At 71.8% G+C, this 22,991-nt stretch carries 25 protein-coding genes; 12 read left to right on the top strand and 13 right to left on the bottom strand.

Annotated elements, in window-relative coordinates; translation table 11 throughout:
• Positions 1–47: 47 nt before the first annotated feature.
• On the top strand, positions 48–962 hold the full coding sequence (locus M1E25_RS16245; RefSeq protein ID WP_251416025.1) for a potassium-transporting ATPase subunit C: 915 nt from the start codon (positions 48–50) through the stop codon (positions 960–962).
• A 36-nt stretch (positions 963–998) separates the two neighbouring features.
• Here M1E25_RS16245 and M1E25_RS16240 read toward each other — a convergent pair whose 3' ends face one another.
• The 4 genes from M1E25_RS16240 to M1E25_RS16225 form a co-directional block, all read right to left on the bottom strand.
• Complete coding sequence (locus tag M1E25_RS16240) at positions 999–1,088, bottom strand: potassium-transporting ATPase subunit F (protein ID WP_251416023.1); 90 nt, start codon at positions 1,086–1,088, stop codon at positions 999–1,001.
• Between the two features lie 567 nt (positions 1,089–1,655).
• Positions 1,656–2,444 carry a DUF3710 domain-containing protein gene (locus M1E25_RS16235; RefSeq protein ID WP_251416020.1) on the bottom strand — a complete coding sequence of 263 codons (789 nt, stop codon included), beginning with the start codon at positions 2,442–2,444 and terminating at the stop codon, positions 1,656–1,658.
• A gap of 1 nt (position 2,445) precedes the next feature.
• Positions 2,446–2,961, bottom strand: a complete 516-nt coding sequence (gene dut / locus M1E25_RS16230; protein WP_251416017.1) for a dUTP diphosphatase — start codon at positions 2,959–2,961, stop codon at positions 2,446–2,448.
• Positions 2,958–3,542, bottom strand: a complete 585-nt coding sequence (locus M1E25_RS16225) for a PaaI family thioesterase (protein WP_251416016.1) — start codon at positions 3,540–3,542, stop codon at positions 2,958–2,960. Before M1E25_RS16225 ends, dut begins: the two co-directional genes overlap by 4 nt.
• Positions 3,543–3,631: 89 nt before the next feature.
• Between M1E25_RS16225 and M1E25_RS16220 the strand changes: the two genes are divergently transcribed.
• Positions 3,632–4,081, top strand: a complete 450-nt coding sequence (locus M1E25_RS16220) for a DUF3093 domain-containing protein (RefSeq protein ID WP_251416014.1) — start codon at positions 3,632–3,634, stop codon at positions 4,079–4,081.
• Between the two features lie 52 nt (positions 4,082–4,133).
• Here the strand turns inward: M1E25_RS16220 and M1E25_RS16215 are convergent, their stop codons facing one another.
• From M1E25_RS16215 to M1E25_RS16200, 4 genes are all read right to left on the bottom strand, one after another.
• Positions 4,134–4,790, bottom strand: coding sequence for a hypothetical protein (locus tag M1E25_RS16215; protein WP_285830829.1), 657 nt, complete (start codon positions 4,788–4,790; stop codon positions 4,134–4,136).
• Positions 4,791–4,950: 160 nt separating this feature from the next.
• Entirely contained in the window at positions 4,951–5,250 is a 300-nt protein-coding gene (locus tag M1E25_RS16210; protein ID WP_251416012.1) for a DUF4193 domain-containing protein, read from the bottom strand.
• Positions 5,251–5,654: 404 nt separating this feature from the next.
• The gene (locus tag M1E25_RS16205; protein ID WP_251416010.1) at positions 5,655–6,908 is read right to left on the bottom strand and encodes a sensor histidine kinase; all 1,254 of its coding nucleotides are present in this window, start codon (positions 6,906–6,908) and stop codon (positions 5,655–5,657) included.
• Between the two features lie 5 nt (positions 6,909–6,913).
• Complete coding sequence (locus M1E25_RS16200) at positions 6,914–7,567, bottom strand: response regulator transcription factor (RefSeq protein WP_251416008.1); 654 nt, start codon at positions 7,565–7,567, stop codon at positions 6,914–6,916.
• A 346-nt stretch (positions 7,568–7,913) separates the two neighbouring features.
• Between M1E25_RS16200 and M1E25_RS16195 the strand changes: the two genes are divergently transcribed.
• Positions 7,914–8,087, top strand: a complete 174-nt coding sequence (locus tag M1E25_RS16195; protein WP_251416006.1) for a hypothetical protein — start codon at positions 7,914–7,916, stop codon at positions 8,085–8,087.
• Positions 8,088–8,172: 85 nt separating this feature from the next.
• Here the strand turns inward: M1E25_RS16195 and M1E25_RS16190 are convergent, their stop codons facing one another.
• Complete coding sequence (locus tag M1E25_RS16190; RefSeq protein WP_251416004.1) at positions 8,173–8,976, bottom strand: inositol monophosphatase family protein; 804 nt, start codon at positions 8,974–8,976, stop codon at positions 8,173–8,175.
• A gap of 47 nt (positions 8,977–9,023) precedes the next feature.
• Positions 9,024–10,166 (bottom strand): ferrochelatase, encoded by a 1,143-nt coding sequence (locus tag M1E25_RS16185; protein ID WP_251416002.1) that lies wholly within the window; start codon positions 10,164–10,166, stop codon positions 9,024–9,026.
• Positions 10,167–10,426: 260 nt separating this feature from the next.
• Between M1E25_RS16185 and M1E25_RS16180 the strand changes: the two genes are divergently transcribed.
• Together M1E25_RS16180 and sepH are read left to right on the top strand one after the other, a co-directional pair.
• Positions 10,427–11,737, top strand: coding sequence for a D-arabinono-1,4-lactone oxidase (locus M1E25_RS16180; RefSeq protein ID WP_251416000.1), 1,311 nt, complete (start codon positions 10,427–10,429; stop codon positions 11,735–11,737).
• 417 nt (positions 11,738–12,154) lie between these two features.
• A complete protein-coding gene (gene sepH / locus M1E25_RS16175; RefSeq protein WP_251415998.1) occupies positions 12,155–13,204 on the top strand; it encodes a septation protein SepH in 1,050 nt (349 codons plus the stop codon).
• A 289-nt stretch (positions 13,205–13,493) separates the two neighbouring features.
• Here sepH and M1E25_RS16170 read toward each other — a convergent pair whose 3' ends face one another.
• Positions 13,494–14,141, bottom strand: a complete 648-nt coding sequence (locus M1E25_RS16170; RefSeq protein ID WP_251415996.1) for an Lrp/AsnC family transcriptional regulator — start codon at positions 14,139–14,141, stop codon at positions 13,494–13,496.
• 292 nt (positions 14,142–14,433) lie between these two features.
• Here M1E25_RS16170 and M1E25_RS16165 point away from each other — a divergent pair, with 292 nt between their 5' ends.
• The 7 genes from M1E25_RS16165 to M1E25_RS16135 all read left to right on the top strand — a co-directional run bounded on the left by M1E25_RS16165 (position 14,434) and on the right by M1E25_RS16135 (position 21,366).
• Positions 14,434–15,897: an ABC transporter substrate-binding protein gene (locus tag M1E25_RS16165; RefSeq protein WP_251415994.1), complete on the top strand. Its 1,464-nt coding sequence runs from the start codon at positions 14,434–14,436 to the stop codon at positions 15,895–15,897.
• A gap of 4 nt (positions 15,898–15,901) precedes the next feature.
• Entirely contained in the window at positions 15,902–16,951 is a 1,050-nt protein-coding gene (locus M1E25_RS16160) for an ABC transporter permease (RefSeq protein WP_251415992.1), read from the top strand.
• The gene (locus M1E25_RS16155; protein WP_251415990.1) at positions 16,948–17,823 is read left to right on the top strand and encodes an ABC transporter permease; all 876 of its coding nucleotides are present in this window, start codon (positions 16,948–16,950) and stop codon (positions 17,821–17,823) included. The genes M1E25_RS16160 and M1E25_RS16155 overlap by 4 nt, the downstream gene beginning before the upstream one ends.
• Entirely contained in the window at positions 17,820–18,644 is an 825-nt protein-coding gene (locus tag M1E25_RS16150) for an ABC transporter ATP-binding protein (RefSeq protein WP_251415987.1), read from the top strand. The genes M1E25_RS16155 and M1E25_RS16150 overlap by 4 nt, the downstream gene beginning before the upstream one ends.
• Positions 18,641–19,594: an ABC transporter ATP-binding protein gene (locus M1E25_RS16145; protein ID WP_251415984.1), complete on the top strand. Its 954-nt coding sequence runs from the start codon at positions 18,641–18,643 to the stop codon at positions 19,592–19,594. Before M1E25_RS16150 ends, M1E25_RS16145 begins: the two co-directional genes overlap by 4 nt.
• A gap of 84 nt (positions 19,595–19,678) precedes the next feature.
• Entirely contained in the window at positions 19,679–20,818 is a 1,140-nt protein-coding gene (locus tag M1E25_RS16140) for a M24 family metallopeptidase (RefSeq protein ID WP_251415980.1), read from the top strand.
• A 77-nt stretch (positions 20,819–20,895) separates the two neighbouring features.
• On the top strand, positions 20,896–21,366 hold the full coding sequence (locus tag M1E25_RS16135; RefSeq protein ID WP_251415977.1) for a nuclear transport factor 2 family protein: 471 nt from the start codon (positions 20,896–20,898) through the stop codon (positions 21,364–21,366).
• 131 nt (positions 21,367–21,497) lie between these two features.
• Here M1E25_RS16135 and M1E25_RS16130 read toward each other — a convergent pair whose 3' ends face one another.
• Positions 21,498–22,007, bottom strand: a complete 510-nt coding sequence (locus M1E25_RS16130; protein ID WP_251415974.1) for a GNAT family N-acetyltransferase — start codon at positions 22,005–22,007, stop codon at positions 21,498–21,500.
• Between the two features lie 75 nt (positions 22,008–22,082).
• Complete coding sequence (locus M1E25_RS16125) at positions 22,083–22,907, bottom strand: sulfurtransferase (protein WP_251415971.1); 825 nt, start codon at positions 22,905–22,907, stop codon at positions 22,083–22,085.
• Positions 22,908–22,991 lie beyond the last annotated feature (84 nt).

The raw sequence follows: 22,991 nt of genomic DNA, 5'->3' as shown, positions 1-22,991 counted from the left end.
TCAAGATCATCGACCTGCTCGTGCAGTTCATTCCGGGGGTGTCCTGAATGCGTCCGCAACCCTGGCTCAGGCAGCACTGGGCCGCACTGCGGGCGCTCCTCCTGCTGACGTTGGTGTGCGGCGCGGTCTACCCGCTCCTGGTCACCGGCATCGTCCAACTCCCCGGGCTGCGCGAGCAGGCGGACGGGTCGATGTCCGAGACGGACGGACAGCCCGCGGGCAGCCGCATCATCGGGCAGAGCTTCACCGACCGGGACGGCAATCCGCTCGGTCAGTACTTCCAGAGCCGCCCGTCAGCGGCCGGAGAACACGGTTACGACCCCACTGCGTCCGGCGCGAGCAACCTGGGACCGGAGGACATCGTCGACACGCTGCCCGACCCCGCACTGGTCCGAGCGGGGAAAGAGGATCCCCATGCCACGCAGAGCCTGCTCACCCAGGTCTGCTCGCGGAGCAAGGCAGCGGCTGTCCTGGACCGCGTGGACGGGCGCCGTCCGTTCTGCACCCCGAGCGGGGTGGGCGCGGTGCTCTCCCTCATCGGGGCTCGTGACGCAGCCGGCCACGTCAGGCGACCGGCCCGGGTCGTCAGCGTCAACGAGCAGTGCCCGGCCCGTCCGTTCCTCGCCACGTACCGGGGCGTCCGCGTCGAGTGCGCCCGGTTCGGCGAGGACTACTCCGCGGGAGAGACCGTGCCGGTGTACGGCAACGCACCGAGGGTCCCACGTGTCCCACCGGATGCGGTCACCGCGAGCGGCAGCGGTCTGGATCCCGACATCTCCCCCGCCTACGCGCGGCTCCAGGCACCTCGTGTGGCTCGGGTCCGAGGAGTCGGTGAGCGCGCCGTGCTCGACCTGATCGACCGGCACACCACCGGGCGGGCTCTGGGGTTCATGGGAGAGCCACGCGTCAACGTGCTCCAGCTCAACCGCGACCTGGACCAGGATCACCCGTTCCGGGGCTGAACCTCCGGCATGAAAACGGCCTGTCGCCTCGCGGGCTCAGAACTTCTCCGGGAACTTCACGGCCAGGATCAGGTACCCGACCAGAGTGACGGCGATGACGAGACCGACGACGTTCTCCACACCCATGACCCTCAGCTCCTTGCCGGTTTCTTCACTCCGGTTGTCCCCCACTGAAGCCCGCCGTGGCCGTTCCGTCGCTCTTCTTGACGGCTCCCTTCCGCTGCGGGAGCGCATCTTGACGGAATCCTGGCGGCGGGCGCAGGGGCGCGTGGGAGAGCCGCTGATCCCGTGAGCGATCCCGACCGGTGGCGACGCTGCTCCTGACCGTCCATGCGCGGTCGCAGCTCACCCTCACCGTGTTCGCCGCCCGCTCGCCATGGAGTCTCCGGGAGGATCGCGATCGTGCTGATCACGTAACGGCGAGCAGGCCACTGAGGTGCACAAGCCGTCCGCGCAACGGACTTCCCTGCGTCTCCCGGCGAGGGGGAAGGCAGGACCGGGCCCGCCCTCGGCTCTGCCCGGAGCCGCTTCGGCCCGGCCCGCCTTGACGGCTCCCCTACGCACGCCGGGTCCGCTTCGATGCCCTCTGACGCTGCCCGGCTCGCTCCCCGGCTCAGCTCCCCCGGAACAGCGCGAGGGCCGCACCCCACGACGGGGATGCGGCCCTCGGCCACGTACAGCGGCAGCAGCGCGTCAGCGCACCTCGGTGATCTCCGGACCGCGCTGGAGCCGGTCCACACCGCCGGCGAAGCGCGAGCCCTCGCCCGCCTCCTCCTGCTGGATGCCGTCCGGCACCATCTGCGCGTCGTTCGGCAGCTTCAGAACGATCGGGTCACGGGGTGCCATCGGGGCGTCACCGCGCACGACCACGGTGTCCTGGAAGATGTGCTCGAGCAGCCCGGCGTGCTCAGGGTGCACGGCGCCCTGGCCGGAGATCACCCCGCGCAGGAACCAGCGTGGGCCGTCCACGCCGACGAACCGCACCACCTGCACCCCGTTGGTGCCGTTGGGCAGCTGCACCGGGACCTGGGCACGCAGTTCCCAGCCGAGCGGGCCCTCGACCTCGTCGACGATGCCGCCCTGCTGGGTGATGCCGGTGGCGATCTCGTCGCGCACCTCTCCCCAGATGCCCTCCTTCTTGGGGGCGGCGAAGGCCTGGAGCTGCACGGCGCTCTCCCGCAGGACGACGGTGGCCGCGACGATCGCGTCGCCGGCGACCTCGACCCGCAGCTCCATGCCCTCCACACCCGGCACGAACAGACCGCCCAGGTCCACCCGGCCCTCGGCCGGACGGCCGACCTCGGAGACATCCCACGGACCGTCGGGGCGCGGCCCCGGGGGGAGGCTCACGCGGTACCCGTTCGCATCCGTGGCGGCACCGTCCGACTCGAACTCGGGGGAGTCCACGCCGTCGGCCAGCCGGTCGGCTGTGCCCGCAGTGCCTTGAGCGTCTGCGCGTTCCTTGCGACGACGTCCGAACACGTCACTGTCCTTCCCGGTCGGAGACGACCGAAGAGTATCCGTTACCGCACGAGGGTGCGCCCACCGCGGCATGACCTCCGGTGGACCCGAAACCCCCCTCGGCCCGCGCGGAGCCGGGAAGTTCCGCGACCTCGTGGAAGCGCACCTTCTCGACCTGCTGGACGACCATCTGAGCAATCCGGTCGAAGCGCTCGAACCGGACGCTGCGATGAGGGTCCAGGTTGACCACGATTACCTTGATCTCCCCACGGTACCCGGCGTCCACGGTCCCTGGCGCATTCACCAGTGCGATACCGCACCGGGCCGCGAGGCCGGAACGGGGGTGCACGAACGCGGCGTAACCGTCGGGCAACGCCACGGCCACACCGGTGGGCAGAACAACCCTTTCCCCAGGGGCGAGTTCGGCCTCCTCGGTGGTGACGAGGTCGACGCCGGCGTCGCCGGGGTGCGCGTACGACGGGACCGGCACCCCCGGGTCGAGCCGGCGGATCAGCACGTCGACGGGCGGGCGGCTCACGGGTTCACCTCGAAGGCCCGGGCGACCCGCTGCTGGTCGGGGTCGGCCAGCGCGGCCTTGATCTCGGCGTCCCGCCCGTGCGAGATGAAGTGGTCGACCTTGACCTCTATGAACAGCGCGGTGGCGCGCACCGCGACGGGGCCGTCGGGGCCTCCGATCCGGCCGGTGGCGGAGGAGTAGATCTTGCGGCCGTGCACGGCGACGACGTGGGCATCGAGGTGCAGCACGGTGTCGACCGGGACCGGACGCACGAAGTCCGTCTCCAGCCTTCCGGTCACGGCGATGACGCGCAGCAGCCAGTTGAGCGAGCCGAGGGTTTCGTCGAGGGCGGTGGCCAGCACGCCTCCATGGGCGAGGCCGGGGGCGCCCTGATGCGCCGCCTTGACCCTGAACTCGGCGGTCAGGCTGACGCCCTCGCCCGCCCGGGCCTCCAGATGGAGCCCGTGCGGCTGGGCACCACCACAGCCGAAGCACTGGTCGTAGTGGGAGCCGAGGAGCTCCCCGGGCGCGGGGGCTTCGGGGTGCCGCACCGGCGGCATGGCTCCGGCCGGCGGTGACAGCGATGCAGTTCGTCCACTCACAAGGGCAGACCCTACCCGCGAGTGTTCTCCGCAGCCGCACCCCCACGGGCGTGGACACGCGGCAAAGTGCCCGTGCCAAGCTTGGGGCCATGCAGTCCTACGAAGAGCGGCTCACCGCGCCTCGGTCGTGGTGGCTCGTCGCCGCCCTCGCCGCCATCGGTCTCGCCCTGATCCTGCTGCCCCTCGGCACGCTGCCGATGCTGGTCGGGCTCGCCGTCGGCGCGGCGGGGGCCGCGGCCGGGGTGAGTTCCTACGGCTCGCCCCGGATCCGGGTGGTGGCCGACTCGCTGGTCGCCGGGGATGCCAGGATTCCGGTGTCCGCCCTGGGCGAGGCGCGGGTGCTGGACGCCGAGGAGGCCGTCGCCTGGCGCACCCACAAGGCTGATCCCCGGGCCTACCTGCTGCTGCGCAGCTACATTCCGACGGCACTGAAGGTGGAGGTCACCGACCCGGAGGACCCCACCCCGTACCTGTACCTGTCGACGCGCGACCCGGAGAGGCTGGCAGCGGCGCTGACGGCGGCCTCGGGCCGAGCCTGACCAGCGGCTCCGGCCCCGGCGCGGAAACAGCGGGACACCCCGGTCAGCCGGACTACCGGGGGCGATGCGACGGCCGGCTCCCCGGCGGGTTCTCCCCCGCCGCGCCGGGAAGTGCCTTCCAGGTGACCTGCCGGGCGCGGAGGTCCGCCCGGATCTTGTGGGCGAGTCTGCGGGTGCCGCGCCGGTTCATGACCGCCCCGACCCCGGCGCCCACCATGAACGGTGCGAGGTTCGGCAGGTTGCGCACCCCCCGGTGCAGGATGCGCCGGCGCAGCTCGCGCTTCGCGTGACCACTGAGCGCGGCCTGAACGGTCAGCGGTTCGGCGAGATCGATGCCCCGCTCGCCCGACCATGCGGTCAGGTAGGCCATGCCGCGTTCCGGGGCGTTTCCGGGGGCCCGCACGCCGTAGATCTCGTGGAGTTCGGCGATCAGCTTGATCTCGACTGCGGCCACTCCGACGATCTCCGCCGCGAGTTCGGCGGGCATTGCGGGCGGTACGGGCATCATCACCGCCGCCCCGACGGCCGCTCCGACTGCGGCCGATCCCCTGGCGGCTCCGGCCACCAGCTTGTCCGCGATCTCCTCGGGGCCGAGCCCCGGAAACTGCCGGCGCAGGGTCTCGAGATCGCGTACGGGCACGCGCGGGGCCAGCTCGACGATCCGGTCGACGATCAGCGAAACCCCTGCCGTGCGCCCCGTACCCCCCATCGGGTGCCGCGCACAGCGGCTGCTGCGAGCGAGGCCGCACGGCCTCGCTCGTCGCGTCTCTCCGTGGTCAGGCCCGGCAATTCCTCCGGCACGTCCTTCTGCTCCCGCTCCTCGGGCGGGTCGGAGTCGTGCGGTATCGGACCCGTCACGGGGTGCTGCCTCAGGCCGCGCAGTCGCGGCAGACCGGCTGGCCGTTCTTCTCGGCGGCAAGCTGGCTGCGGTGGTGCACGAGGAAACAGCTCATGCAGGTGAACTCGTCGGCCTGCCGCGGCAGGACCCGGACGGACAGTTCCTCGTTGGAGAGGTCGGCGCCCGGCAGCTCGAGACCCTCGGCCTGCTCGAATTCGTCCACGTCGACGCTGGACGTCGACTTGTCGTTCCGGCGGGCCTTCAGTTCCTCGATGCTGTCCTCGTTGAGTTCGTCATCGGTCTTGCGTGGAGTGTCGTAGTCCGTTGCCATGTCGCGCTCTCCCCCTCTGGGTGTCTGCGGTGTCTCAGCGCACGTAACGCGTGAGAGGCCGGACTTGTGCCCGACCTGAGGCGGAGATTTTGCCTCACATCAAGGTCTGTTACTCAATCGACACCCAACCGCGCCCCTGAAGTGGTGATCGGGTTGGATGGCGACGGCGACCGTACACGGTCATGTGCTCGGCCCCTTCGGCCGCCACCCCGTGTACTTCCCGTCGTCACGAACCCGCAAAACACCGATTTTCCAGGCTTTTCTGCAGGGTTTGTGATGACGGAGCGTAGATGGTCACACATGGCCGCTACACCTATCGTGTGACCGATTCCACAGGCCGGCCCTCGGGCTCGACTCCGGCGATTCCGCCCGAAGCGAACATCTTTTCGGGACGCCACCAGCGGCTACACCGGCAGCGTGACCCGCATCACCAGCCCTCCCCCCTCCCGCGCCTCGGCCTCGATACGGCCGCCGTGCGCCCGCGCCACCGAACGCGCGATGGACAGACCGAGACCGACGCCCCTGTCACTGTTGGTCCGCTCGGTCCGCAGCCGCCGGAACGGCTCGAAAATGTTGTCCAGCTCGTACGCCGGCACGACCGGCCCGGTGTTCGCCACGGAGAGCACCACCTGGCCGGGATGTGTGTCCGTGGTGGCCTCGACCCAGCCACCCTCCGTGTTGTGCCGCACTGCGTTCTGCACGAGGTTCAGCGCGATCCGCTCCAGCAGCACGCCGTTGCCCTGGACGACCGCCGGCCTGCGCTCCCCGCGCAGTTCCACCCCCTTGCGCTGCGCCTCCCCCCGCACCTGGTCGATGGCCAGGTCGGCCACCTCGGCCAGGTCGACGGGCTGCCGGTCCACGATCTCGTTGTCGCTGCGGGCCAGCAGGAGGAGACCGTCGACGAGCTGTTCGCTGCGCTCGTTCGTGGCCAGCAGCGTTTTCGCCAGGTGCCGGAGGTCCGCCGGAGCGTCCGGATCGGAGAGCTGTACCTCGAGAAGGGTCCTGTTGATCGCCAGCGGGGTGCGCAGCTCGTGCGAGGCGTTCGCGACGAATCTTCGCTGTGCGTCGAAGGCTCTGGCCAGGCGGCCGAGCATCTCGTCGAAGGTGTCGGCCAGCTCCTTGAGCTCGTCGTCCGGCCCGTCCAGCTCGATCCGGCGGGACAGATCGGAACCGGCCACCATCCGCGCCGTGCGGGTGATCCGGCCGAGCGGCGAGAGGACCCGGCCGGCCATGGCGTAGCCGAAGGCGAAGGCGACCACGCTCAGCCCCAGCAGGGCCAGCAGGGAGCGGCGCAGCAGGCCGTCCAGGGCCAGCTGGCGCTGATGGTTCATGCAGGCGTTGAGCGCGTCGTTGAACTGGGCCTCGGGCAGGTCCCGGCCTGCGTAGCCGGTGATGCCGGGGCAGGTGTTGTTCGTCGGCTGGACGCGACTGCCGTCGAGCACCTTGAAGGGCAGTTCGTTGCCCAGGTGCAGGGCCTGGGCCGCCAGCAGGTAGATGATCGAGAGCAGCAGCACGCCGGCGATCAGGAACATCCCGCCGTACAGCAGGGTGAGCCGTATCCGGATGGTGGGCCTCAGCCAGGGGAGGGGCCGGGGAGCCGGTCCCGGATTCCAGGTGGGCCTGGGCGGTGCGGCGGGTGGTGGAGGGGTGGAAGCCATGGCGGTCAGATCCGGTAGCCGGAGCCTGGAACCGTGACGATCACGGGCGGCTCACCGAGTTTGCGGCGGAGGGTCATGACGGTGACCCGTACGACGTTCGTGAAGGGGTCCGTGTTCTCGTCCCAGGCCTTCTCCAGCAGCTGCTCGGCCGAGACGACCGCGCCCTCGTTGCGCATCAGCACCTCCAGGACGGCGAACTCCTTCGGCGCGAGCTGGACCTGCCGGCCGTCCCGGAAGACCTCGCGCCGGTTGGGGTCCAGCTTGATGCCGGCCCGTTCCAGGACGGGCGGCAGAGCAGACGTGATGCGCCGCCCGAGCGCGCGTACCCGGGCGGTCAGCTCACTGAAGGCGAACGGCTTGGGCAGGTAGTCGTCGGCGCCGATCTCGAGGCCCTCCACCCGGTCGCTGACGTCCCCGGAAGCGGTCAGCATGAGGACCCGGGTGGGCAGGCCGAGTTCGACGACCCGGCGGCACACGTCGTCGCCGTGCACGACCGGCAGGTCCCGGTCGAGCACGAGGACGTCGTAGTCGTTGACCTCGATGCGCTCCAGGGCGCCTGCGCCGTCGTACACGACGTCGACGGCCATGGCCTCGCGGCGCAGCCCGGTGGCCACCGCATCGGCGAGCAGCTGCTCGTCCTCGACGACGAGTACGCGCACGGCGCCGTTCCTTTCCCTCCGGCCCTCACGGGCGTGATGGCTTGCGGGGTGTGCTTCCCGCGAGTCCCCATCCTGCCCTCAATGCCGGTAAACCGGCGGTAAGGGCGGTGCGCAGGGCAAGAGACCCGGGAATTCCGGATTCCTCGGACTGCTGAGGTTTCTGAGGCGTGAGGGCAGGGGAGGACGATGGCACACCCCGATCGCGCGCCGTCGCCGGCACAGCCGTACCCACTCCCCCGCAGGGATGCGGACGCGATCCCCTCACCGGCCCCGGCCGGGAGGACCCCCCAGTAAGCGGCACCTGTCCGTGCCACAGACGTCACGACCCACGACAAGGGGGCGCCCCATGGACGCGTTCACCGCAGGCATTCTGCAGCGCATACACACAACCGAGTCCGACCTCATGCGCGCTCGTGAAGCGGGCGACGACTTTCTCGTCGAGGTGGAGCAGGGAGAGCTGGACGACCTGCACCGGCTGGCCGCCGAGCACGGCGTGCAGGTCGGTGCACTGAGCGCCTGATCCGCCCCTTGCCATGAGTGCGCCCCGGCCCACGCGGTCGGGGCGCACTGCCGTGCGGGGCCCGGGCGGGGGTGCGGGCACATCGTCAGTCGTGCCAGGCGCCGAGGTCCTCCAGCAGCCGCTGGAGCGGCTCGAAGACGCCCGGGGCGCCGGCGACGGCGAGTTCGCCGGAGAGCGGGTCCCCGGGACGGCCGCCCGTCAGCGCGCCCGCCTCGCGGGCGATGAGCTCGCCGGCGGCGAAGTCCCACGGGTTGAGTCCGCGCTCGTAGTAGCCGTTGAAGCGGCCGGCCGCCAGATCGCACAGGTCGGTGGCGGCGGAACCGCCCCGGCGGATGTCGCGGACCTTCGGCAGCAGCCGGCGGACCACCTCGCCCTGGGCCGCGCGGCGCTCGGTGAGATAGCCGAAGCCCGTCCCGATCAGTGCCTCCTCCAGGCGCGGGGCCGTGCGGCAGGCGAGGGGACGGTCGCCCAGGCGGGCCCCCGCCCCCTGGACCGCACGGAAGGTCTCCCCGCGCATCGGGATCGTCACCACGCCGACGAGGGTCTCCCCGTCCCGCTGGGCCGCGATGCTCACCGCCCAGGACGGCAGGCCGTACAGGTAGTTGACCGTGCCGTCGAGGGGGTCGATCACCCAGCGCACGCCGCTGCTGCCCCGGGTGTCCGCGCCCTCTTCGCCCAGCAGGCCGTCCTCGGGCCGCCGCTCGCCGAGGAAACCGGTGATGAGCTTCTCGGCGGCCAGGTCCATCTCCGTGACGACGTCGATGGAGCTGGTCTTGGTGGCGGCCACGCCGAGGTCGGCGGGACGGCCGTCGCGCAGCAGCTCACCGGCCCGGTGGGCGGCCTCCAGCGCGATGCCCAGGAGTTCGTTCTTGAGCTGCTCGTCGTTCACAGTGCTCCTTGCATCGGTGTCGGTGTTTCGGCCCCTGTGCGCCGCTGTCACGGCGCCCAGGGGCTGTCCGCGCCGGCCGCGGCCGGCAGCGGGACCCGTCCCGGGCAGCAGCCGACGGGGCACACGTCGTGCCCCGGACCGAGCCTGCCGAGCGCGCAGCGCTCCACGGCGGCCCCGCGCTCGGCGGCGGCCCGCTCCAGGACGAGTTCCCGGATGCCCGCGACGAAGCGCGGGTCGGCGCCGACCGTGGAGGCCCGGGAGACCGGCAGCCCGAGTTCCGCAGCCTTGGCGACGGCCTCGGTGTCCAGGTCGTACTTGACCTCCATGTGGTCGGAGACGAACCCGATCGGCACCATCACGGCCGCCGGGGCTCCGGAGGCGTGCAGTTCCTCGAGGTGGTCACCGATGTCGGGCTCGAGCCAGGGGATGTGCGGCGGCCCGCTGCGGGACTGGTACACCAACCGCCACGGGTGGTCGGTCCCGGTCTCGTCGCGCACGCGCTCGACGATCAGCCGCGCGACGTCCAGGTGCTCGGCGACGTAGGCGCCGCCGTCTCCGTGCTCCTCGGGCGGTCCCGAGGTGTCGGCGGATGCCGTGGGGACGGAGTGGGTCGTGAAGGCGAGATGCGCACCGGCACGGACGTCCTCGGGCAGCTCGGCGAGGGCGGCGAGGGTCGCGTCCACCATGGGCGTCACGAAGCCGGGGTGGTTGAAGTAGTGCCGGATCTTGTCCACGCGTGGCAGCGGGAGCCCCTCGGCGTCCAGCGCCGCCAGCGCCTCGGCGAGGTTCTCGCGGTACTGGCGGCAACCCGAGTAGGAGGCGTAGGCGCTGGTGGCGAAGGTCAGGATGCGCCGGTGGCCCGCCTGCGCCATGTCCCGCAGCGTGTCGGTGAGAAAGGGCGCCCAGTTCCGGTTGCCCCAGTGCACGGGGAGGTCCAGCCCGTGGTCGGCGAAGTCCCGGCGGATCGCCCCGAGCAGTTCGCGGTTCTGTTCGTTGATCGGGCTCACGCCGCCGAAGAGGAAGTAGTGGCGGCCCACTTCCTCGAGCCGTTCGCGGGGGATGCCCCGGCCGCGGGTCACGTTCTCCAGGAACGGCACCACGTCGTCGGGACCTTCGGGACCGCCGAAGGACAGCAGGAGCAGTGCGTCGTACGGGGCGGTGACCGGGGACGGATCTGGCTGGTCGGACATGCCTCGATCCTGCCACCCGGGCCGGCCGGCCGGAGAACCGCAGCGCGTTCCGGCCCGGTGCGCCCGGTCGGCGGCCGGAACGGGGCGCGGTGCGTCGGGCGGCCCGCGACAGCCCCCGGTGCGCGGGGTGGCGCCGTGAGTATGATCCCCCTCCAATCGGCCGGGGTCCGGCGCCCCGTGCCGCGGCACTGCGTGGCCGCACGGTCCGGGCCGGTGGTCGCAACCGGCCGTTCCATCGGCCCCGAGGGGGAGCGGACAGGATGGGCGACGGCATCTGGCGCAACTGGGCGGGAAACGTCTGCGCACGCCCGGCCCGGGTGGTCTCACCCGCGTCGGTGGCGGAGCTCGCCGGGACGGTACGGGCGGCCGCGGAGGAAGGTCTGCGGGTGAAACCGGTGGGCAGCGGTCACTCGTTCACGCCTGTCGCGGCCACGGACGGGGTTCTCGTCCGCACCGACCGCCTGAGCGGGATCACGGCCGTCGACCGGGAGGCGGGAACCGTCACCGCACTCGCCGGGACCTCCCTGAAGCAGCTCAACGAGGCGCTCGCTGCCGCAGGTCTGTCGCTGACGAACATGGGCGACATCATGGAGCAGACGGTCGCCGGGGCCATCGGCACCGGCACCCACGGCACCGGGCGCACGTCCGCCTCGATCGCCGCCCAGGTGCGCGGCATGGAACTCGTCACCGCGGACGGGCAGGTGCTCCGCTGCTCGGCACAGGGGACGGCCGAGGAGACCGCCGTCTTCGACGCGGCACGGATCGGTCTGGGGGCGCTCGGCGTGCTCGGGGCGGTGACGTTCGCCGTGGAACCGCTGTTCCTGCTGCACGCCCGCGAGGAGCCGATGGCCTTCGACCGCGTCACGGCGGCCTTCGACGAACTCACGGCCGAGAACGAGCACTTCGAGTTCTACTGGTTCCCGCACACCGGGAACTGCAACACCAAGCGCAACAACCGCAGTGACGGCCCGGCCGCCCCTCCCGGCAGGGTCAGCGGGTGGATCGAGGACGAGCTTCTGTCCAACGGCGCCTTCCAGCTGGCCTGTTCCCTCGGAAGGGCGGTGCCGGCCGCGGTGCCTGCCATCGCCCGCTTCTCCAGTCGCGCCCTCTCCGCCCGGTCCTACACCGACATCCCGTACCGGGTGTTCACGAGCCCGCGGCGGGTCCGGTTCGTGGAGATGGAGTACGCGCTGCCGCGCGAGAGCGCCATGGAGGCCCTCCGCGAGATCCGAAAGGCAGTCGAACAGGCGGGCCTGCGCGTCAACTTCCCGGTGGAGGTGCGCACCGCTCCCGCCGACGACATCCCGTTGTCCACGGCGTCCGGCCGGGACACCGTCTACATCGCGGTGCACATGTACCGGGGGACCCCGTACCGGGAGTACTTCGCCCTGGCCGAGCGGGTGATGACGGAGTGGGGCGGCCGGCCGCACTGGGGGAAGCTGCACACCCGGGACCGGGGACATCTCTCCGTGGCGTATCCGCGCTTCGGCGAGTTCACCGCGCTGCGGGACCGACTCGATCCGCAACGGGTGTTCGGCAACGACTATCTCCGCCAGGTGCTCGGCGACTGACGGTCCGAGGGGCCGAACCGCCCCTGCCCTGCGGGCGAATCTGCGGCTGCGGGCAACTCCCGATCGTTTCCCTCCGATTGGTGTTCGAACTCCTCTGCGGCCCGAGAACTTCGGCGGCGCGGCGGTCCACCTCGGTGGCCCGAATGGAGTACTGTGACGAATCCTGGCTCCGGTCGCCCGTCCGGTCGCCGCATCTGCCGGACGAGACCCTCCGCGGCCTCACATCCGGTGATACAGCGGCAGGAAACGGACAACTGCGTCGGGAACGGTAAACATAGTCATCAACAGCGGCAAACAGGTAACCGTGCCATAACGGCGCATCAGGTTCCAACGCCCGACACGCCGGGCAACTTGGCAATGTTGTGGCAGGCTGCACCCCGGGCACGCCACACTCGTCCAGCGGAAGCAGCGACGCACGTGCCGTCGGCAGGCACCACCCGGGAGGTCCCGATGCCCGAACTGCGCGTCGTGGCCGTCAGCAACGACGGCACACGGCTGGTGCTCAAGGCTGCGGACAACACGGAGTACACGCTTCCCATCGATGAGCGCCTGCGTGCCGCCGTGCGCAACGACCGGGCGCGCCTCGGCCAGATCGAGATCGAGGTCGAGAGCCATCTGCGCCCGCGGGACATCCAGGCGCGTATACGAGCCGGGGCGTCCGCCGAGGAAGTCGCGCAGTTCGCCGGCATCCCCGTGGACCGGGTGCGCCGATTCGAGGGCCCGGTGCTGGCCGAGCGTGCGTTCATGGCCGAGCGGGCCCGCAAGACCCCGGTCCGCAGGCCCGGCGAGAGCACCGGACCCCAGCTCGGAGAGGCCGTCACCGAGCGGCTGATGCTGCGCGGCGCCGAGCGGGAGAGTGTGCAGTGGGATTCCTGGCGCCGGGACGACGGCACCTGGGAGGTCCTCCTCGTCTACCGGGTGGCCAACGAGTCGCATTCCGCGAGCTGGACGTACGACCCGCCGCGGCGTCTCGTCCAGGCGGTGGACGACGAGGCCCGGGCGCTCATCGGCGAGTCCGACGCGCCCGAGCCCAGCTTCCCGTTCGTGCCGCGTATCGCCCGGCTGCCGCGGGACCGGACGCCGGACCGTCCCGACCGGGGTTCGCAGGAGCCCGGGGACGACGGCAGCCAGGGGCGCGACTCGCTGACCAGCCTGCTGGAGGCCGTACCGAGCTTCCGCGGCGACCTGGTGGTGCCGGAGAGCGGTGGCACGGGGCGCTCCGACCGGGACGACGAACCCGACGACGAGTCGGAGGAGGAGCCGGAGACCGAGGCTCCCCCGGCCGCTGCAGGAGCGGGCGCGGCCTACGCGGACGTGCTGATGCCCCGCTCGGTCGCCGGGCACCGGGACCGGCTGACCGGGACGACCGACCGTCAGGCCGAGGCCGACGGTGTGCGTCCGGGCCGGCGCGCGGCCGTCCCGAGCTGGGACGAAATCGTCTTCGGCACCCGGCGCAAGAAGGACTAGAGCACCCGGACGGCCGGGGGCGCCGGATGAAACCGGCGTCCCCGGCCCGTGCCGTCTGCTGCCGGCGGTGCGTTGTCGGTCACGGCTCGGCACGGCCGGGACCGACCGGGCTCGATGCCGTGGCTTCCGCGCTCGGTCCCCTTCGCGCCGTGCCGGCAGCCCCGACTCCGGCTGCTTCCCGTGCTGTTCACCCGGTGCGGTCCAACACGGTCCAACACGGTCCGGTGCGGTCCGGTGCGGACGAACGCCCGCCTCGTCGCGATCGGCCCGGTCCGCGGGCTCGCTGCGGTCAGTCGTCCTCGACCGTGCTGCTGCGGAGTTCGGCGCGACCCTCCGCGGCGCGGATGAAGCGGGTCATGCCGAACTGGCTTGCCCCGGTGGATCCCGGCGGGGTGGCGGGCGTCGTCTCGGTGAAGTCCGGACCGGACGGCAGGACGTAGGGCCGGCGGAGCGCCTCGTCGAGAATGATGACGGTCTCGGTGGCGCGTACCGCCGGAATGGTGGACAACTGGTCGGTGACCAGGCGGTGTACGGCGGCGACGTCGGGCACGCGGATCTGGATCATGGCGTCGTGCTGGCCCGTAGTGACGGCGCAGTACTCCACCTCCGGCATCCGGGCGAGAGCGTTCCGGAACTGCTGCCACAGCTCCTGGCGGACGGTGACGAAGATCAGGGCACAGATCTCGAGACCGACCCGCGCATGGTCGATCCGGGCGCTGAACCCGCTGATCACCCCGTCGGCGCGCAGGGCTTCGAAGCGGGTGTAGGCGTTGGCGCGGGAGATGCCGACGCGCTGGGCGAGGGCGGCGACCGAGATACGGCCCTGGGCGCGGAGGATGTCCAGGATCTTGAAGTGCACCGAGTCCAGGGCGAGGCCGATGCCGATCCGTCCAGGGCGACGATCACCGGACGCGTCCGGGCTTGACGAATCTCCCATGGCTGCACCCCTTCTTTGATTTTTGTCTCGCACCGGCCCCGGCAGCAGAAAGAGTTGGCTAGTTTCGCCCCACCCTATCGGTGAATCGTCCAGCGACTCCTCCCGATAACCCTCCCACTCGCCCGGTCTCCTTCCGCTTCACTCCGCTCTGCTCTCGGAGGCACCCATGTCCAGATCGCGCACCCGGTCCTGTCCGGCGGCACTGTCGCTCACAGCCGTCGCAGCGCTCACGCTGAGCGCCTGTTCTGGCGGTGGGGGCGCCTCTGGCTCACCCGCCGCGGACAGGACTCTGGTGATCGACACGTCGTTCAACCTCAAGACCGCCGATCCCGGGCGGGAGTTCGAGCCGACCGGGCAGATCGTCGTCAAGGGGCTGTACGAGACGCTGCTGACCTTCAAGGGCGGTGACGTCACCAAGCCCGTGCCGGGGCTCGCGTCGTCGTACGAGCAGTCCGAGGACGGCAGGAAGCTCACCCTGCGCCTGCGGGACGACGCGAAGTTCTCCGACGGGAGCGCCGTCACCGCGGACGACGTGGTTTTCTCGCTGAAGCGGGTGATCGCCCTCAAGGGGAATCCGTCGTTCCTCCTCGACGGTGTGAAGGTGACGAAGACGGATGCCTCCACGATCACGCTGGTCAGCGAAAAGCCGAACCCGGCGCTGCCCTTCATCCTGCCCAACCCCGCGCTCGGCATCGTCAACGCGCAGACGGTGAAGGCCCACGGGGGCTCCGCGACGGCGGCGGACAAGGCGGAGAAGTACTTCAACACCACGTCGGCCGGCTCCGGGCCGTACAAGCTGGCCTCCTTCAACACCAACTCCCAGGTCGTCCTGACCAAGAACCCGAAGTACACGGGGCCGCAGCGGCCCACCTACGACAAGGTCGTGCTCCGCAACGTCCAGGCGCCCACCCAGAAGCTCAACGTGCAGCGGGGCGACAGCCAGATCGCGCTCGACCTGACCGCCGATCAGGTCAAGGGGCTCGGAGGCGGTCTGAACGTGGACAGCGGGGCGTCCTCGAACGTGATCTTCCTGCTGCTCAACCAGAACACCGAGGTCAGCAGCGCGACGGCCAACGCCAAGTTCGTCGAGGCGGTGCGCAAGGGCATCGACTACAAGCGCCTGCGGGCACTCGCCGGATCCGGCTCGGTGCAGGCCGCCGGAGTCATCCCGTCGACCATCCTCGGGGCGCTGCCCGCCGACCGGGCCGCCGGCCGCGACCTCGCCGGGGCCAAGGCCGCATTGAAGGCCAGCGGGATCGACAAGCCCTCGGTGACACTCGGTTACGCCAGCGACCTGACGGTCGACGGGTTGTCCCTGCAGACCCTCGCGGAGCGGGTGCAGTCGCAGCTGAAGGAGGTCGGCATCACGGTCACCCTCGCCCCCGCGCCGACCACCACCGAGATGGAGAAGTACCGGGGCGGCAAGGAGCAGATGGGGCTCTGGTACTGGGGCCCGGACTATCCGCACTCCAGCGACTACCTGGTCTTCCTCCCCGGCAACCTGGTCGGCCTGCGGGCGGGCTGGAAGGCCGGCGCGGACCCGGCCCTCACCGACCTCGGTGACAAGGCGGCCGCCGCCCTCGACGACGACGCACGCCGGAAGCTGTACGAGCGGATCCAGACGCGGCTGAACGCCAGTGGGCCGTTCATCCCGCTCATCCAGCCCAGCCGGAACACGGTCTCCGTCTCGTCGGTCACCGGCATCACCTACAACCCCGTGTGGACGATCGATGTCGCCTCGCTGGGCGCCGAGTAGGCGCGTGAGCGGTGGCGGGCGGCTGCTCGCCCGCCACCCTCTCGCGCGCTTCCTGCTGCGGCGCACCGCCGTCGCCGTTCTCCTCGCGTTCGGTGTGACGCTGGTGACCTTCGTCCTCACCAACGTCGTTCCGGGTGACCCGGCCGCAGCCAACCTGGGCCAGCGGGCGATCGGCGATCCGGCCGTCGTCGACCAGTTCCGCAAGCAGCACGGACTCGACCAACCGCTGCCCGCGCAGTACGTCACCTACCTCGGCCATCTGTTCCAGGGAGATCTGGGCGAGTCGCAGCAGACCCATCAGCCGGTGCTGACGGATCTTGCGACAGCCGTCCCGGCGACTCTGGAGCTGGCCGGTGCCGCGATCGCGGTCTCGCTCGTGATCGGTGTGGCCCTCGGTGTCGTCGCTGCGCTGCGCCGGGACCGGCTGACCGACCAACTGCTGCGGGTGGTCAGCCTGTTGGGCGTATCGGTACCGACGTTCTGGCTGGCCCTGCTGGCCTTCTACGTCTTCTTCTACCAACTCGGTGTCGCGCCGGGCAGCGGCCGTCTCGCACCCGGAATGGCCCCGCCCCCGTATGTCACCGGCCTCCACACGATCGACGCGGCCCTCGCCGGGCAGTGGCCGGTGTTCTGGAGCGCAGCCGGTCACCTGGTCCTTCCGGCCCTGGTGCTCACCGCGTACACCGTCGGCCTGCTGACCCGTTTCACCCGCTCCGCGGTCCTGGACGTGCTGGGTCAGGACTACGTACGGGCGGCCCGCGCCAAGGGCCTGCCCGGCCGGACGGTGCTCCTCCAGTACGTGCTCCGGGCGGCTCTCGTGCCCGTCGTCACGATCGCCGGGCTGGCCTTCGGCGCGCTGCTGTCGGGCACCGTCCTGGTGGAGTCGATCTTCGCCTGGCCGGGCCTCGGGGCGTACGCCTACCGGAGTGCCACCACCCTCGACCTGCCTGCCGTGATGGGCGTCGGTCTGGTCGTCGGCATCGTGTATCTGACGGTCAACCTCGCCGTGGACGTGCTGTACGGCGTAATCGATCCGAGGGTGAGGGTCCAGTGAAGGTGTTCCGCTTCAGCCTCCTCGAGCGGCTGCCTCCGGCCTGGCGCAGGCCGCTCGCGGTCATCGGCGGCGCGGTCGGCGCCCTCTGGCTGGTGATCGCCGTTGCCTGCCCGCTCATCGCCCCGCACGACCCGCTGGCGCAGGACCTGCCCCGGCTGGCCGGGCCCGGCACCGCGTACTGGTTCGGGACCGACGAACTGGGCCGTGACGTGCTGAGCCGGGTGCTGTACGGGGCCCGGGTGTCCATTCCCCTCGCGCTGCTGCTGGTGGCGATGTCCCTGCTGATCGGCGGGGTCCTCGGGGCCTGCGCCGGCTTCTTCGGGCGCTGGATCGACGAGACCGTCATGCGGATCGCGGACCTGGTGTTCGCCTTCCCGACCGTCATTCTGGCCATGGTCGTCGCCGCCGCGCTCGGCGCGAGCCTGGAGAACGCGGTACTGGCCGTCCTCGTCGTCGCCTGGCCGTCGTACGCCCGCGTCACCCGCGGTCTCGTCGTGGGGCTGCGCACCCGCGAATTCGTCCTCAGCGGACGGCTGCTGGGCTTCTCCGCCTGGCACTCGCTGCGCGTGGACATCCTGCCGAACGTGCTCGGTCCGCTGCTGGTCCTTGCCACACTCGACATCGGGACGGCGACGCTGCTGCTGTCCGGGCTGTCCTTCCTCGGCCTCGGCGCCAAACCACCGACCGCCGAATGGGGAGCGATGGTGGCGGCCGGCACGCAGCAGTTCGACATGTGGTGGATCGGGGTCTTTCCGGGACTGGCGATCCTCACCGTCGTGCTCGCCTTCAACTTCCTCGGCGACGCGCTGCGGGACGCCCTCGACCCCGTGACCGCGCGGACCCTCGGCGCGGAGAAGGAGCGTGTGGGATGACCACCACCGAGACCACCGCGACCGGGAAGGCCGTCGAGGTCCTGAGGATCGACGGGCTCACGCTCGACCTGCCCGCCGAACACGGCGCCCACCGCATCCTGCACGGCATCGACCTCGCGCTGCGGCCCGGCCGCATTCACGGCCTCGCCGGAGAGAGCGGATCGGGCAAGACCATGACCGGCCTGGCCGTTCTCGGCCTGCTCCCCGACGGCGCCCGCACGGGCGGGCGGATCCGGCTCGACGGCACCGATCTGCTGACGCTGCCGCCCCGGCAGCTCGGCGCACTGCGCGGCCGTGCGGTGAGCATGGTGTTCCAGGACCCGTCCACCAGCCTGCACCCCATGCTGAGCATCGGGCACCAGCTCACCGACCACCTGCGCCACCACCGGAAGCTGGACCGGAAGGCGGCGCGGGCCAGGGCCGTCGAGCTGCTCGGACAGGTCCGCATTCCCAACCCGGCTGCCGCACTGCGGAGTTACCCGCACCAGTTCTCCGGCGGTATGCGGCAGCGCATCGCCATCGCCATCGCACTGGCCTGCGACCCCCAGGTCCTGATAGCCGACGAACCGACCACCGCGCTCGACGTCACCGTCCAGGCCGGGGTGCTGCGGCTGCTGCGCCGGCTGTGCGACGAACTCGGCCTGGCCGTCCTGCTGATCACCCACGACCTGGGCGTGATGTCCGCCCTCGCCGACTCCGTCAGCGTGATGCGCCGCGGCCGCGTCGTCGAGACCGGACCCCGCGGCCAGGTGCTCACCGCGCCGCGTCACGAGTACACCCGAACGCTCCTGGACGCGCTCCCCGGAAGGAACACGCCTTGACCTCGCAGTCCCGGCCGCCGCTGCTCGGCGTCGACGGCCTCGTCGTCCAGTACCGCCGTCCCGGCGCGGCCCCGACCCGTGCGGTCGGCGGAGTCAGCCTGGAGGTGCGGTCCGGGGAAGTCGTCGGCCTGGTGGGCGAGTCGGGTTGCGGCAAGTCGACGTTGGCCCGCGCGGTCTGCGGGCTGACCCCGGCCGAGGAAGGAAGGATCACGTTCGACGGCACACCGGTGCGCCCGCTGAACGTGCGCCGCCGGGATCCCGCACTGACCGCCGTCCAGATGGTCTTCCAGGATCCGTACGGATCCCTCAACCCCCGCCGCCGGGTGGGCGCCCAGATCGTCGACGGCATCCGCGCGGCGGCCGGGCGCGGCGAGACGGACGGCCCGCGAACCCCGGAGGAGTACCTGTCCCGCGTCGGCCTCCCGGAGAGCGACGCGCAGCGCTACCCGCACGAGTTCTCCGGCGGCCAGCGGCAGCGCATCGCCATCGCCCGCGCCCTGGCCGCCCGGCCCCGTCTGCTGGTCGGCGACGAGCCCATCTCCGCTCTCGACGCCTCCGCCCAGCTCCACGTGGCCACGCTCATGCGGTCCCTGGCCCTCGAGTCGGGCGCCGGACTGCTGTTCATCAGCCACGACCTGTCCGTGGTCCGGCACATCGCCGACCGCATCGCCGTCATGTACCTCGGCCGGATCGTGGAGACCGGTCCTGCCGCGGAGCTCTGGGACAGCCCCCGGCACCCCTACACCCAGGCCCTGCTGGCCTCCATCCCCCAGCCCGACGGCGCCGGGGTGCTGCCGGCCGAACTCCCCGGCGACGTACCCGACCCCTCCGCCCCTCCGAGCGGCTGCCACTTCCACCCCCGCTGCCCCCACGCCTTCGACGGCTGCGACCGCGAGGAGCCTCGGCTGACCTCCGGCGGGGTCGCCTGTCACCTCCACCCGGCCGCCTGACCCGGGCGGCCCCACCCGGCCGCCCGACCCGGGCGGCCCCACCCGGCCGCCCGACCCGGGCGGCCCCCATCCACGGAGACCTCGATGCACGATCGGACCGACACCACCGGGCACGGCCACGAGCTCTGGCCGGCCGACCGCCTCGAGACCGCACGTGCGGCCACGGCCGACGCCGGGCTCGACGCCCTGCTGCTGTCCCCCGGCGCCGGCCTTCGCTACCTGACCGGGTACGACGCCAAACCGCTGGAGCGGCTGACCTGCCTGGTCCTCCCGGTCGACGGCGACCCGTTCCTGCTCGTGCCGGCCCTGGAGAAGCCCGTCGCGCAGGTGTCCCCGGCCGGCGGCCTGGGCATCGAGATCACCGGTTGGAACGAGACCGAGGACCCCTACGCCGTCGTCGCGGCCCGGCTGCCGTCCCGCATCGCACGCATCGGTGTGGACAACCACATGTGGGCGGAGCAGACCGTCGCCTTCCGTACCGCGCTGCCCGGCGTCCGGCAGGAACTCGCCGGGGCCGTGCTGAACGGGCTGCGCATGCGCAAGACCCCGCAGGAGGCCGCGGCGCTGCGCCGGGCCGGGGCGGCGATCGACCGGGTGCACGACCGCATGGGCGCATGGCTGCGGGCCGGCCGAACCGAAAGGGAAGTGGGCCGGGACATCGCGGACGCGATCATCACCGAGGGCCATGCCCGGGCCGACTTCGTGATCGTCGGCTCCGGTCCCAACGGTGCCAGTCCGCACCACGAACTGTCCGACCGGGTGATCCTCCCCGGCGAGCCGGTGGTCGTCGACATCGGCGGCACCACGCACGAGGGCTACTGCTCCGACTCCACCCGCACGTACGTGGTCGGCGAGCCGTCCGAGGAGTTCCGCCGCCTGTACGAGGTCCTGCTGCGCGCCCAGAGCGCCCAGACCCACGCGGTCCGGCCGGGCATCACCGCCGAACAACTGGACGCCGTCGGGCGGGACATCATCACCGACGCCGGGTACGGCGAGTACTTCATCCACCGCACCGGCCACGGCATCGGTCTGGAGAGCCACGAGGAGCCGTACATCGTGGCCGGCAGCCGGCTGGCCCTGGAACCCGGCATGACGTTCTCGATCGAGCCGGGCATCTACCTTCCCGACCGGTACGGAGCCCGCATCGAGGACATCCTCCTGTGCACCGAGGACGGGGGCGAGCGCCTCAACCGCAGCCGGCGCGACCTCGTCGTCCTGCCCTGACCGGCGCTCACACCGCAGGCCCAGCCCGATGACATGGGGCAGCAGCCCCACCCGTACCACCGTCGAAGGACCCAGCCATGCCCGCTTCACCGCCCCGTCCCACCCCGCCCGCGTCCGCGGGTGCGCGCCCCGGCGGTGCACCCGCCGACCTCGCGGCCGTCCGGGCGGTGATCACCGGCATGTACGGCGCCTACACCACGGGCGAACGCGCGCGCGTCGATTCCTTCCTGGACCCCGACGCCACGATCTGGGACTCCGCCACCGCGGATCTGCTGTGCGGGAAAGCCGAGCTGGACCGCGTCCGCGACGGGCGTCCCACCGACGGCACGGGACCGGCCGAAGCCGGACTGTCGGTGCACGACGACGTCATCGACGTCTTCGCCGATCTGGCCGTGGCCCGCTACTGGCTGCGGGTCGACTTCCGTGACGGCCCTCCCGAGTCGGTGCGCAACACGGCGGTCCTGCGGCGCGACGGCAGCGAGAGGGGATGGCTGATCGTCCACCTGCACGAGGACGTCCAGGAGGCTGCCGGCACAGGGGAACGGTGACGGGACGGCCCCCGGCCGGCCACCGATGCGGGACGGCGGCTCCCGGTGCGCCCCCGCGGCCCTCCGCCCGCGACGGTCGAGCCGGGAAGCCGCGGGCGAGCACCGCCGCCTCCTCGCGGCCCCGGGAACCGTCAGAGGCGCAGCTCCATGCGCTGCACGACCGTCTCGACGCCCCAGGCCCGGGCGGGGTGGGACTCGGTGACGCGGAACCCCGCCTTCTCGTAGAGGCGGTGGGCCGCGTGGAGGCCCGCAACGGTCCTCAGGAACACGCCCCGGCAAACGCGGCGGCGGGCCTCGTCCAGCGCCGTGCCGACCAGACGCCGGCCCACTCCCCCGCCCCGGGCTGCGGGATCGAGAATCACCCAGCGCAGCTGCGCCCATCCGGGCTCGTCGTCCGCGCGGGTGAGCCCGGTGGCGCCCACGACCCGGCCGTCGAGTTCGGCGACCCACAACCGCCCCGGGGCGGAGCTGCCCTCGCGCTCGCAGGCCAGGACCAACTCGGCCATGCCGGCGGCCACATGGGCCTCCATGGTCCGGTCCATGCCGTACTCGCGGGCATACAGCACCCCGTGCAGCGCGGCGACCGCTCCGAGGTCTCCGGGACGGTCCGCTTCGCGGATCGTCGCGGTCCGTGCGGGCATGCGGCGGCTCCTTCCTCCCTCTCGGCGGGTGAGAGGCTCGCCGAACAGGCTCTCACCCGCGACGGCCTCGGCCCGTCAGCCGGGAGCGGCACCGGTGGCGACGGGCCGGGAGGGATCGGCGGTCCACTCGCTCCAGGACCCGACGTAGAGCGCCGCGGGGATGCCGGCGACGGCCAGCGCCAGCGCCTCGTGCGCGGCCGAGACCCCGGAACCGCAGTAGACGCCGACCCGGGTGGCGGAGTCCGCTCCCAACGAGGCGAAGCGTTCGGCCAGTTCGGATGCCGGGCGAAGGCGTCCGTCCTCCCGCACGTTGGCGGTGGTGGGGGCCGACACCGCGCCGGGGATGTGGCCGGCCACCGGGTCGATCGGCTCGGTCTCGCCCCGGTAGCGTTCGGCGGCCCGCGCGTCGAGCAGCAGGCCGCTGCGGGCGAGCGCTGCGGCGCTGTCCGCGTCGAGCACCGGAAGGCTGTCCGGACGGGCTACGAAATCCCCTTCCGGGGCGTCGGGTTCGTCCGTCGACAGGGGGTGTCCCGCTGCGGTCCAGGCCGCGAGCCCGCCGTCGAGCACCCGGACCCGGTTGTGCCCGGCCCAGTTCAGCAGCCACCACGCGCGGGCGGCGGCCCAGCCCTGTCCGCCGTCGTACACCACCACGTCCCGGTCGGCCGAGACGCCGGCCCGGCGCATCACCCGGCCGAACGCCTCGACGTCCGGCAGCGGATGCCGCCCGGACCTGCCCGGCGGGGCGGCGAGTTCGGCATCGAGGTCGACGTAGACGGCGCCCGGCAGATGGCCCGACTCGTACGCCGGCCGCCCGGACGGCACACCCTGCTGCCAGCGCACGTCCAGCAGGACGGCCCCCGGGGAACGTTCCAGTTCTGCTGCGGAGATGAGCGGATTCATGGCACCCATCCTTGCGTAGGTCCGGCTCCGTCGCCCGCCGTGCCCCCGGACCGTCATCGGGGCGATACGCGCCACGGGAAGGCC

It is taken from the genome of Streptomyces meridianus, assembly GCF_023703325.1.
In the GTDB taxonomy this organism is placed as follows: domain Bacteria; phylum Actinomycetota; class Actinomycetes; order Streptomycetales; family Streptomycetaceae; genus Streptomyces; species Streptomyces meridianus.
The sequence above is the reverse complement of the archived record's forward strand: the minus strand, read 5'-3'. Positions and strand labels throughout refer to the sequence as shown.

Coding starts and splice junctions, on each gene's coding strand:
- M1E25_RS16245 (WP_251416025.1), top strand. CDS start 48: ATGCGTCCGCAACCCTGGCTCAGGCAGCACTGGGCCGCACTGCGGGCG.
- M1E25_RS16240 (WP_251416023.1), bottom strand. CDS start 1,088: ATGGGTGTGGAGAACGTCGTCGGTCTCGTCATCGCCGTCACTCTGGTC.
- M1E25_RS16220 (WP_251416014.1), top strand. CDS start 3,632: ATGCAGTCCTACGAAGAGCGGCTCACCGCGCCTCGGTCGTGGTGGCTC.
- M1E25_RS16215 (WP_285830829.1), bottom strand. CDS start 4,790: ATGGGGGGTACGGGGCGCACGGCAGGGGTTTCGCTGATCGTCGACCGG.
- M1E25_RS16210 (WP_251416012.1), bottom strand. CDS start 5,250: ATGGCAACGGACTACGACACTCCACGCAAGACCGATGACGAACTCAAC.
- M1E25_RS16205 (WP_251416010.1), bottom strand. CDS start 6,908: ATGGCTTCCACCCCTCCACCACCCGCCGCACCGCCCAGGCCCACCTGG.
- M1E25_RS16195 (WP_251416006.1), top strand. CDS start 7,914: ATGGACGCGTTCACCGCAGGCATTCTGCAGCGCATACACACAACCGAG.
- M1E25_RS16185 (WP_251416002.1), bottom strand. CDS start 10,166: ATGTCCGACCAGCCAGATCCGTCCCCGGTCACCGCCCCGTACGACGCA.
- M1E25_RS16180 (WP_251416000.1), top strand. CDS start 10,427: ATGGGCGACGGCATCTGGCGCAACTGGGCGGGAAACGTCTGCGCACGC.
- M1E25_RS16170 (WP_251415996.1), bottom strand. CDS start 14,141: ATGGGAGATTCGTCAAGCCCGGACGCGTCCGGTGATCGTCGCCCTGGA.
- M1E25_RS16150 (WP_251415987.1), top strand. CDS start 17,820: ATGACCACCACCGAGACCACCGCGACCGGGAAGGCCGTCGAGGTCCTG.
- M1E25_RS16140 (WP_251415980.1), top strand. CDS start 19,679: ATGCACGATCGGACCGACACCACCGGGCACGGCCACGAGCTCTGGCCG.
- M1E25_RS16135 (WP_251415977.1), top strand. CDS start 20,896: ATGCCCGCTTCACCGCCCCGTCCCACCCCGCCCGCGTCCGCGGGTGCG.
- M1E25_RS16130 (WP_251415974.1), bottom strand. CDS start 22,007: ATGCCCGCACGGACCGCGACGATCCGCGAAGCGGACCGTCCCGGAGAC.
- M1E25_RS16125 (WP_251415971.1), bottom strand. CDS start 22,907: ATGAATCCGCTCATCTCCGCAGCAGAACTGGAACGTTCCCCGGGGGCC.